This window comes from Gimesia chilikensis, assembly GCF_008329715.1.
GTDB lineage: Bacteria > Planctomycetota > Planctomycetia > Planctomycetales > Planctomycetaceae > Gimesia > Gimesia chilikensis.
On the sequence record NZ_VTSR01000001.1, the window covers coordinates 137148 to 148645 of the forward strand.

The 11498-nt window shown below is 57.9% G+C and carries 5 protein-coding genes; all 5 read left to right on the top strand.

The genetic code is table 11. The annotated features are described in order from the left end of the window. The first annotated feature begins 144 nt into the window (after nucleotides 1-144). The 5 genes from FYZ48_RS00490 to FYZ48_RS00510 all read left to right on the top strand — a co-directional run bounded on the left by FYZ48_RS00490 (nucleotide 145) and on the right by FYZ48_RS00510 (nucleotide 11265). The gene (locus FYZ48_RS00490; protein ID WP_149336442.1) at nucleotides 145-3507 is read left to right on the top strand and encodes a DUF1553 domain-containing protein; all 3363 of its coding nucleotides are present in this window, start codon (nucleotides 145-147) and stop codon (nucleotides 3505-3507) included. A gap of 44 nt (nucleotides 3508-3551) precedes the next feature. After that, nucleotides 3552-5036, top strand: coding sequence for a DUF1501 domain-containing protein (locus tag FYZ48_RS00495; protein WP_149336444.1), 1485 nt, complete (start codon nucleotides 3552-3554; stop codon nucleotides 5034-5036). A gap of 59 nt (nucleotides 5037-5095) precedes the next feature. Continuing rightward, complete coding sequence (locus FYZ48_RS00500; protein WP_149336446.1) at nucleotides 5096-7252, top strand: PPC domain-containing protein; 2157 nt, start codon at nucleotides 5096-5098, stop codon at nucleotides 7250-7252. A gap of 75 nt (nucleotides 7253-7327) precedes the next feature. Next, nucleotides 7328-9838 carry a DUF1549 and DUF1553 domain-containing protein gene (locus FYZ48_RS00505; RefSeq protein ID WP_149336448.1) on the top strand — a complete coding sequence of 837 codons (2511 nt, stop codon included), beginning with the start codon at nucleotides 7328-7330 and terminating at the stop codon, nucleotides 9836-9838. Between the two features lie 47 nt (nucleotides 9839-9885). Further along, nucleotides 9886-11265, top strand: coding sequence for a DUF1501 domain-containing protein (locus FYZ48_RS00510; RefSeq protein WP_149336450.1), 1380 nt, complete (start codon nucleotides 9886-9888; stop codon nucleotides 11263-11265). Nucleotides 11266-11498 lie beyond the last annotated feature (233 nt).

Genomic DNA, 11498 nt, shown 5'->3' on the forward strand with positions numbered 1-11498 from the left:
CTCCGCGCACACGCATCGATAGATTTAAATATATTGAATCATCACCATGATTCTGTTATATTAAGATTCTTAATATATTGTGCCTGCCTTATGTGAAAATCAGTTTCCCCTGCGATTTTCACCGACACATTCGGAGCCCGCCACATGACTGCCAACCGACTCACGGATTGCATTGTACTGCTGGCGCTGAGCCTCTGTGGAACCGCTCCCCTCTCTGCAGCAGATTCCGTTGATTATCTCAAGCAGATCAAACCACTGCTCCGCACGAAATGTCAGTCTTGCCACGGTGCCTTAAAACAGAATTCCAGCTTTCGCGTCGACACAGTTGAGTTCCTCCGTAAAGGGGGCGACTCTGGTCCCGGCTTCGAACCAGGCAAGGCGGATGACAGTCTGCTGCTGGGTGTACTGACCGGTGACGCCGGCTTCAAGATGCCACCGGAAGGAGCAGGCAAACCGCTCACCCCGGATGAACTGGCCCTGTTCCGCCAGTGGATCAACGCCGGTGCCCCCGCACCGGATAATGAAGTTCCCGAACAGGACCCGCGGCAGTTCTGGTCTTATCAGACGCCGGTCAAACCAGAGGTCCCCAAGGTCAAGAACAAAGTCTGGGTGCGTAACGAAATCGACGCCTTCCTCGCCGCGGAGCACGAACAACACAATCTGGTCCCCCGTCCTCCCGCGGAACCGGCGGTCCTGATCCGACGTCTGTACCTCGACCTCACTGGTCTCCCCCCTACCACGGCAGAACTGGAAGCTTTCCTCGCCGATCCTTCCGAAGAAGCTTATGTCAAGACGGTCGACAAACTGCTCGCCAGCCCCCGCTACGGGGAACGCTGGGGACGGCACTGGATGGACGTCTGGCGGTACAGCGACTGGTACGGCTCCCGCGGAATCAACGAGATCCGTTACAGCCAGCGGCACATCTGGCGCTGGCGGGACTGGATCGTCGAATCGGTCAATGCTGACAAGCCCTACGACCGGATGATCGTCGAGATGCTGGCAGGCGATGAACTCGAACCGGACAATCCCGATGTCGTCCGGGCCACCGGCTTCCTGGGTCGCAACTGGTACAAGTTCGACCGCAACGTCTGGATGTTTGATACCGTCGAGCACACGTCCGTCGCCTTCCTGGGACTGACAATGAAATGCGCCCGCTGCCACGATCACAAATACGATCCGCTGGATCAGGTCGAATACTATCGCTTCCGCGCGTTCTTCGAGCCGCACAATGTCCGCACCGATACCCTCTCAGGCACGGTCGACAAAGAAAAAGATGCCACGCTGGGCATGGTCCTCAAAGACGGCCTCGCACGCGTGTTCGACAAGGAACTGGAACAGCCCACCTATCTCTTCCAGCGCGGCGACGATCGCCAGCCCGACAAAGAACATCCCCTCACCCCCGCGGTCCCGGTCAACCTCACCAAAGAACCGGTAACCATCAAGCCGGTCGATCTCCCCCTGGCCAGCTATTACCCGGCACTGCGGCCCGAAATCCTGCAAGAAAAAGTGCAGCAGGCCGAACAGGAAATCAAATCCGCAAAAGCAGCGCTGCACAAGTCCGACACCACCATCCAGCAGGTCGAGCAACAACTGGCCGACCTGCAACAGGGAACTGCGACAGAGACCGACGCGCGTCCCGCGATCATCAATGAACGTTTCCAGCAGCCAAACCCCGAACTCTGGCAAATCGTCTCGGGCAAATGGGAGTACATCGACGGCTGTCTGCGGCAGACGAATACCGGTGCCTTTCGGACCATGGTTTCCCAGATCGATCTGCCACTGAATTTCCAAGGGCGACTGCGTTACAAAACCCTGGAGCCGGGCCAGATCCATTCGGTCGGTCTCTTCTTTGATGCCGTCGACCTCCGCGATGCCCAGGCCATCTACACCGCGATCAGCAACAACAAACCGACCGTGCAGGCCTTCCACCGCACAGCAGGCCGCGAGTCATATCCCCGGGCCGGCATCTTCCCCTGTGAGATTGAACTCAACAAAGAGGTCGTCCTCGATTTTGTCGTGGAAGGACAGCAGCTCAACGTCTGGCTCGACGGCAAACTGAAACTGGCTTACACCATGCCCGTCCCCCGTCAGGCTGGTAAGTTCGCCCTCTGGAATCACTCAGCCAACTCAGAATTTTACGAGCTGCGCATCGAGCCACTGGCCCCCGGTTTTCAACTTGCCCAGTCCGTGAAAGAAGACCGGCGTTCCCCCTTCGCAGCCCCTTCGAAAGCCAATCTGCAGCAGGATCTCTCCCTCGCCCAGGCGGCACGCGAGATCGCCGAACTGAACGTGCAACTGCAGCAGGCCGAGCTGAAATCGCTCCAGGCACGCATCGCCGCCGAACAGGCCAAGGTCAAAGAAGCCACTGATTATGAACCGCTCGCCAAAACGGCCAGCCGCCTTGAACGGGAAGCCGCAGCCGTTCAGGCCTCTCTCACTGTCAAACAGGCGCAGCGGGATCTGGCAACTCTGCCCGCATCCACAGGAGACCAGCCCGACAAAAAACGGACCACGGCCGAACAGAAAGTCGCGGCTGCTGAGAAGAAACTGCAGGCGGCCCAGACAGCCGTCAAACAGGAAGACACGAAATACACGCCCCTGGGAGAAACATTCCCCCGCACCAGTACCGGCCGCCGCCTGGCTCTGGCCCGCTGGATTGCCGATGAGCAGAACCCGCGCACCGCACGGGTCGCCGTGAATCACATCTGGCTGCGTCATTTCAACCAGGCCCTGGTTCCCACCGTTGCCAACTTCGGACTCAACGGACGTCTGCCCACGCATCCCGAGCTGCTCGACTGGCTGGCGGTCACCTTTATGGAACAGGGCTGGCAGATGAAACCCCTGCATCGCCAGATCGTACTCTCCAGTGCCTACCGTATGAGTTCGGCTCCCGGAGAATCTGAATCGAACCGGGCCACCGATCCCAACAATCGTTATCTCTGGCGGATGAACTCCCGCCGCATGGAAGCGGAAATGGTTCGTGATTGCCTGCTCGCCACTGCGGGGACACTCGACGAAACCCGGGGCGGACCGGAACTCGATGAAAAGCAGGGAGAGACCATTCACCGCCGCAGTCTCTACTTCCGCAACACTCCCAACGAAAAAATGGAATTCCTGGAACTGTTCGATCTGGCCAACCCGAATGCCTGCTACGAACGGCTCGTCAGCGTCGTGCCACAGCAGGCACTCGCCCTGACCAACAGCTCCCTGTCACTCGATCAGGCCCGCCTGCTGGCAGAACAACTCGAGAAAACAACGAAAACCGATGCCGCGTTTATCCAGGCGGCCTTCAAACAGATTCTCTCCCGTCCCGCGACGGCCGCGGAGATCACTGCCTGCACGCAGTTTTTAGAACGACATACCAGCCTGCTCCAGCAACAGGGGCAGCAGCAGTTTCCCGGCGGAGGGACTTCAAAACGTCCACCCGCCGCCGATGCCCGACAACGGGCCCGTGAAAACCTGGTGCATGTCCTCTATAGCCATAACGATTTTGTCACCGTCCGTTAATCCCGAAACTCACAGCGAAACGAATCACATTCAGGACCTCAGCCATGTCTGACCAAACACCATCCAACTGGTTCAACTCCTGCGGCCGCGTCTCGCGCCGTTCGTTTCTGAACAACGCCAGCCTGGGGCTGACGGGCATTGCCCTGGCGGACATGCTGCAACGTGAAAGTTCGTCTGGTAACGCACTGCAGGCAGCGGAATCGGCGATCATCAACGGACAGCCGCACTTCGCCCCCAAAGCCAAATCGGTGATCTGGTATTTCATGCTGGGCGGCACGAGCCACATGGAGAGTTTTGATCCCAAGCCCGCCCTCAACAAGCATGCGGGCAAGACAATCGGCGATACCGAATATAACGACCTGGTCACCAACTCCCCCTACTATCGCAAAAACGTGCGCGACTTCGGCGGCAAGCCCCGCAAGCTGATGGCCCAGCTCTATCCACTGCAGGTCGGCTATCGCAAACGGGGCGAGAGCGGCATTGAAATCAGCGACTGGTGGGAGCATGTCGGAAGCTGTGCGGACGACCTGGCCGTCGTCCGCTCGATGTGGACCACCGACAACGACCACGCGGCTCAGCTCCAGTTTCACACGGGCCGCCACATCTTTGACGGCTTCTACCCTTCCATCGGCTCGTGGGTGCACTACGGCCTGGGATCGCTGAATGACAACCTGCCCCAGTTCGTGGTCATGGGCACGCCTCCCGGCGACTGTTGCGGCGGCACCGGCGCCCATGATGGCAGCTACCTGGGACCGGAACATTCCGGTGTGAAAATGTCCGTCAACCCGAGCAATCCGCTCCCCTTCGGCACCCCGGGCAGCAGAGTCTCCCGCGAAGAACGCCGCGGTCAGCTGGAACTCTTAAGCGAACTGAACACGCTCGCCGGCGCCGCTTATCCCGACGATGCCGAAATGCGAGCCCGCATCAAATCCTACGAACTCGCATTCCGCATGCAGATGGCCGTCCCCGAAGTCGTCAACATCAGCGAGGAAACCCCCGCCACACAGAATCTTTACGGTCTGGATAATAAAGAAACCCAACGCGTCGGCCAGCAGTCCCTGATTGCCCGCCGACTGGTGGAACGGGGCGTTCGCTTTGTGCAGATCTACGACGGCGGCTGGGACGCACATTCCAAACTGAAGCAGAACCACAGCCAGCGAATCGGCCAGGTCGACAAACCGATCGCCGGCCTGCTCAAAGACCTCAAACAGCGGGGTCTGCTCGATGAAACCCTGGTCGTCTGGGCCACCGAGTTCGGTCGCACCCCCGGCTCCGAACGCTCGGACGGACGCGACCATCATCCCTACGGCTTCTCCATCTGGATGGCCGGCGGCGGCATTAAGAAAGGTGTCACACACGGCGCCACCGACGAAATCGGCTTCCACGCGGTCGAACACCGACACTACGTCACCGACCTGCACGCCACCATCCTGCATCAGCTGGGACTCAATCACCACAGCCTCGAAGTCCCCGGCCACAAACGCCTCGAAATCGACTTCGGCGAGCCGATCAAAGAGATCATCGCTTAAGCGAAACCAGAATACATATTGTTCCTGCCCGAATTTTTATAGATAGCTCCGCGTCTACCATGTTAGAAACCAACCTGCGACAATCTGCCAGCAGACTCCTGATCAGCGGAACCGTCCTGCTCTGGCTGGCGTGCGTCCCGCTGAATGCCAGCGCCGCGTCCCCCGACCTGGAAAGCATCTTTCCCCTCAGTTGCCCCGTCGGTGCCACCACGGACGTCAAGCTGAAGGGCAAGCAGCTCACAGACATTCGACTCGCCCAACTGACTGCCCCCGGCGTCTCAATCAAAGTCATTAACGACCAGAGCCTGCAGATCTCTGTTCCCGCAGAAACCCCGCCCGGCGATTACGACCTGCGCGTCTTGACCGGCCAGGGCCTGAGCCAGCCTCACGTCGTGCAGCTCACCGCCTGGCCCACAACCACCGCAGACGAACAGGCCGACACCCCGGATTCTGCTGAGACGTTAAAATTACCCGGGGGAGTCGACGCTCGTTTCGATCACACCGGAGACATCGACTGGTACACCTTCCCCGGCACCGCAGAACAGACCGTGACGATTCGCTGCCGTTCCCGATCGCTGGGAGGCTCAGCCGAACCGCTGTTCACACTCAGTGCTCCCAGTGGAGAAGAGATCGCGTTCGCTTCCGCAGCAGAACTGGAACCAGCCCTGCATCTGAAACTCCCTGAGACAGGCACCTACCGCATCAAGGTCTTCGAACGCGCCTACCGCAGCGATGCGAACAGTGCCTACCATCTTTCAGTCAATACCGGACCACGCCTGCTGGCCGCATTTCCCGCACTGATCCCCGCCAGCAAACCAAGCCAGCTCCGCATTCAGGGACTCGACCTGCCCGGCGTAGCAGAGGATTCCACACAACTCCTGCAACAGAAAACCATCACCGTCGATCCGGCTAGTGCCCCTGAGTTTTCACAGTCAGGTCACTACGCTGCCACAAGTCCCCTCTCGCAGGGCCTGTGGTTACAACTTCCCCACACAGCAGGATCCGTGCGGCTGATGACGACTGACACGCCGATCATCGTCGATCAGGATCCGGAGAATCACTCGCAAATAACGGCGCAAGAGATCAAGATCCCCTGTGATATCGCCGGCCAGTTTCCCCAACCGCGCGATCTGGACTGGTACCGTTTCACCGCTGAGAAGGGACAACAGTTGAGTCTCGCCGCCTTCGGCGAACGGCTGGGACAACGCATGGATCTCGAACTCTCCCTCTTTGATGACAAGGGCAAGCTGCTCCTGAATCTCTCAGATCAGAAACAGGCGAAAGGTGATGCCACCCCCGTCTCGGCAGCCTCTCTGGATCCGGAAGGAACGTGGAAGGCTCCCCAGTCGGGCACGTTCTATCTGCTGGTACGTGATCTGTATGGCGTGAGCCTGGGCGGCTTTGAGCGACAGTACCGGGTGCGTATTACAAAAAGAACGCCGGACTTTCGCGTCTTCGCTTACCCGAGTGAGTTGGAGCGGAAACACGGATTCACGTTGCATCCGGGGGGACACACGCACGTCGCGCTCTACGTTGACCGACAGCATGGGTTTGACAAACCCGTCCGCATTCACGCCGTCGATCTCCCCAAGGGGCTGACTGCCGACGATGTCATCATCCCCAGACACCAGTCAGCAGCAGTGCTTTCGATTCAGACGGACCGCAGCCTGACACCAGATATTCTTGATCTCAACCTGCAGGCAACGTCCGAAGATCAGCAGCTCATCCGTGAAGTTCAGCCTCTGACTGTCACTGATGCCGGCACCTTCACACACGTCAAAACGCTCGCAGCAGGCATCGCTGAACCAGCCCCTGTTGTGTTGACGATCGCACCACCACAACAACCGCTGACCGTGGGTGGTAAACTGGAACTGGCAGTAAAGCTGGAAACCGGTGAATCATCGATTTCATCGCCCATCGAATTGAAGTGGCATACAGCAATGGTCGATGCCAAAAACAAGAGTGTCCCCTTATTCAAGCCCACGAAATCGATCCCCCCCACTCAAACCAAGAGTAAACTGACAGCCAGCCTGTCAGATAAACTGCAGCCGGGAGAGTATCTCCTCTGGTTGTCTGCCACCACCAAAGTTGAGTCCTCACCTGCCGGTGGTCAGAAACAGAAAAAAGCAAAACCGGTTCCCGTCTCGATGGTGACCAACGTCATCACGCTCAAAGTAGCACCAGAACAGAACCCAAAAAAACCAAAGCAGAAATAGTCATCCGACTTGTAGACACAGTCCTGCCGATCGGCATTTTCCTGTGACACTCGATGAATTAGAATCTGAGATGCGATGAACATATTCAAAGCGAATATAACCGGAACCAGAATCGTCAGTAGCCTGGGTGTGATCCTGCTCACGATCTGTTGCTGCAGGCCGACGCTGTTGTCTGCGGAAACGGAATTCAAACCGGTCAAAATCCCCCCTGCAGCCACCGTCCAAATGAAAGTCTGGCCGGAACGCATCCACCTGCGGGGACGCGACAGTCGTCAGCAACTGCTGGTCACAGGCATCACCGCAGCAGAGACCACACACGACCTGACCCGCGCGGTCCGCTTCCATTTCAAAGATCCTCAGCTGGCGTCCATCGATGCCGCCGGGGTCCTCACACCACGGGCTGCCGGGAAAACGGAACTCCAGATTAAATGGGGTTCTCACACAAAATCTATCCCCGTCGAGATTGAACAGGGGGAAACCTATCTGCCCCTCGATTTCACCAACGACATCGCGCCTATCCTGACCCGCCAGGGTTGTAATGGCGGCGGCTGTCACGGCAAATCAGGCGGACGCGGTGGATTCCAGCTCTCGCTATTTGGATTCCAGCCTGAACAGGATTACGAATGGGTCACCCGCGATATCCGTGGTCGGCGGATCTTTCCCGCTTCCCCTGAAGATTCACTGCTGCTCCGCAAAGCCACGATGAAAATCCCGCACGGCGGTGGTAAGCGACTCGAAGAAAGCAGCCCGGAATATGCCCGCCTGGTCCGTTGGATTGAAGCTAATACGCCGCACGGTCCGGCAGACGCCCCCGAACTGGTCAAGCTGACCGTAGAACCCGAGTTCGAATCGCTGGGACACAATGAACAGCAACAACTGACCGGCACCGCACATTATTCGGATGGCTCCACCCGTGACGTGACGCCGCTGGTGGAATTCCGCTCCAACGATACGTCCGTCGGTACCGTCGATGAACAGGGCCTGGTCACCTCGCTGGAACGGACCGGCGAAACATCAGTACTGGCACTCTACCAGGGTGAGGTCTCCGTCGCGAAAATTCTGGTCCCCTCGACTGAGAAACCAGACTCCTGGCCCGACTTTCCGATAGCGAACTTCATTGACGAACATATCCAGCGTAAGCTCAAAGTGCTGCAGGTGCCCCCTTCCCCGCTGACCGATGACGCCACATTCATCCGCAGGGCTTCACTGCAGATCGCTGGACGAATCCCGACAACCGATGAGGTCGAGTCCTATGCGAACAGTACTGATCCCGACAAACGCAACAAGCTGATCGCGCGACTGGTCCGCTCCGGGGACTACGCCGATCACTTCGCGCAGAAATGGTCCGACCTGCTGCGGAACAAACTCCGGGGCCAGAAACCGCGTCAACCCGGGACAATCGCCTTTCACCGCTGGCTCCGAAACAACATCGCTACCAACGTCCCTTACGATGAAATGGTGCGAGGCGTATTGACGGCGACCGGGGATGTTTCGGTCAATCCTCCAGCCCAGTGGTATGCGGAAGTCCGTTACCTCGACCGATACGTGGATGACATGGCCCAGGTCTTTCTCGGTCTGCGGATCGGATGTGCCCGCTGTCACCATCATCCGTTCGAGAAATATAGTCAGCAGGATTACTACGGGTTGGCCGCTTTCTTCAGCCGGGTCAATCGGACCGGAGGCACAGGCGTCGCCGAGCGACGGGCCAACGAAATGATCTCTGTCAAACAAACCGGGCAGGTCAAACATCCTGTTACCGGAGAAGTCGTCCCGCCCCATGGACTGGGAGGACCGGATCTGGAGATCCCGCCTTTCGAAGACCCCCGGCACTACCTGGTTGACTGGATGACCCAACCAGATAACCCCTACTTTGCCCGGGCTTTCGTGAACCGGATGTGGGCCCATTTCTTCGGTCGCGGCCTGGTGCATCCCCTGGATGACCTGCGAGTCACCAATCCCGCCGCCAACGAGCCGCTGCTGGCAGAACTGGCGGAGGAATTCACTCGTTCCGGCTATGACATGCGACATATCGTGGAGCTGATCTGCACGAGCAGCACCTACCAGTTGAGCTCACAGGCCAACGAGATCAACCTGGAAGAAACGCAGAACTACGCCCGCTTTTACCCACAGCGAATCTCGGCTGAGGTCCTGCTGGACGCGATTGATGATGTCACCGATTCGCCCACACGGTTCAGCGGTCTCCCCAAAACCACGCGAGCCCTGCAACTGCCCGATGAAGATTACTCCAATCAGTTCCTGACACTCTTTGGACGCCCCAAACGCGAGAGTGCCTGCGAATGCGAACGGGTTTCGGAACCGAGCCTCTCGCAATCCTTGTTTGTGATGAATAATAGTTTTGTACTCTCCAAAGCGACGGGCCCCTACGCGGTCGACCTGGCGAAAGACAAACGCGAGGCAGAACGCAAAGTCCGGGCACTGTTCCTGAAAACCCTCTCCCGCGAACCGACGCCACAGGAAATGCAAAATGCACTGAATTATATCGCCAGCGAAAAAGATCAGAAAACCGCCTTCGGCAACCTGATCTGGACGCTGGTCAACACCAAAGAATTTCTGTTTGTCCATTGAATCAACAGTCAACACAACACACTTCAATTTGAACTGTGGATAGAACCATGAACAGCAAACCGATGCAGCCTTGTCCCGGCCCTGTGGGTCGGCGGGAATTTCTGAAAATTGGCGGACTCGGTCTGGGCGCGCTCTCCGGCGGTCTGGATCCCAACCTGACACGCCTGCTGGCGGGAGAACAGAGTCCAGCCGGGCTCAACAAGGATTTTTCCGTCATCCTGCTCTGGGCCAACGGCGGTCCCAGCCATATCGATACGTTCGACATGAAACCGCTGGCCCCCTCAGAATACCGGGGCGAATTCAGTCCGATTAAAACCAACGTCCCCGGGATGGAGATCTGTCAGTTGCTGCCGAACCTGGCCCAAATGGCAGATAAGTTTTCGATTGTCCGCAGCCTGCACCACAACCGGAATGAACACTCGGGTGGCACCTGTCGGTTTCTCTCGGGCTATACACCGACCGCGGCCAATCCCGGTGATGCGGAGTACCCCGAGATGGGATCAGTCGTCGCCAGCCAGCTCGAACATCAGGTCCGCGACATCCCCCTGTTTATCGCCAACACCAAATTCTACGGCGGGGGACCGGCTTACCTGGGACCGGCTTACAGTCCGTTCATGTTCAGCGGTGATCCCAACAGTTCAAAATTTTCGGTCGACAATCTTTCCGTCAACGATTCTGCCGCAGCAGCTCTCAAAAAACGTAATCAGCTGCTGAGCCAGTTCGATACATTCCGGCGGGAACTGGATAAGAGCGGTTCGATGTCCGCGCTGGACAAGTTCAACAATCGGGCACTGGCCATGCTGACAAGTGACCGGACCAGCAAAGCCTTCGACCTCTCGGCTGAACCGGAGGCACTCCGCGACGAATACGGGCGGACCACCTGGGGACAGGGCTTACTGCTGGCCCGTCGGCTGGTGGAATCGGGCGTCAGACTGGTTCAGTTGCAGGCCAGCTTCCGACTCTCCAAGAAAGCGGGCCGCACCAGCAACTGGGATGACCATTCGGTCAACGCCGACATCTTCCAGGCATACCGGGAACGCATGCCCGTGTTCGACCAGGCGGTACCCGCCCTGATCAATGACCTGCAGCGCCGGGGACTGGATCAGAATGTCCTGTTCATCTTCTGTGGTGAATTTGGCCGCACCCCGCTGGTCCGAAATCAGGACAAAAGCAAACGTCCCGGCCGCGACCACTGGTGCCGGGCTATGAGTATCTTCCTGGCCGGGGGAGGACTCAAAATGGGCCAGGCGATCGGTGCGACCAATGCCAAAGGGGAACATCCCGTCGATCGCGTCATGAACAGTAATGATCTACTGGCAACGATTTATCAGAAGTTCGGCATCGATACGCACCAGGCCTACTACGACAATACCGGTCGTCCCATCCCGATCCTGACCGACGGTAAACCGATTCCTGAGCTGCTGTAAAGCGCCTTAATCACTCCGTAGCCTATACGCGAAGCCTCTTCCAGATTCCCGGGATAATTGTGAGATTGTCCACGCATCTCCTCTGAATCCCTGACCACAACAGGAGAAATCCTGATGAACAGGTCTCTGCTGCGCGTTCTACTCCCTGCCCGGCTACAACACAAGCTCTAAACCTCTTGAATAGTCCAGTTTTCGCAATTCCTAAATTATCTAAAATTTAACTGGATAAAGAC

Bases quoted from the DNA above. Each gene is read 5' to 3' on its own strand.
- FYZ48_RS00510 (WP_149336450.1), top strand. From the start codon at position 9,886: ATGAACAGCAAACCGATGCAGCCTTGTCCCGGCCCTGTGGGTCGGCGG.
- FYZ48_RS00490 (WP_149336442.1), top strand. From the start codon at position 145: ATGACTGCCAACCGACTCACGGATTGCATTGTACTGCTGGCGCTGAGC.
- FYZ48_RS00500 (WP_149336446.1), top strand. From the start codon at position 5,096: ATGTTAGAAACCAACCTGCGACAATCTGCCAGCAGACTCCTGATCAGC.
- FYZ48_RS00495 (WP_149336444.1), top strand. From the start codon at position 3,552: ATGTCTGACCAAACACCATCCAACTGGTTCAACTCCTGCGGCCGCGTC.
- FYZ48_RS00505 (WP_149336448.1), top strand. From the start codon at position 7,328: ATGAACATATTCAAAGCGAATATAACCGGAACCAGAATCGTCAGTAGC.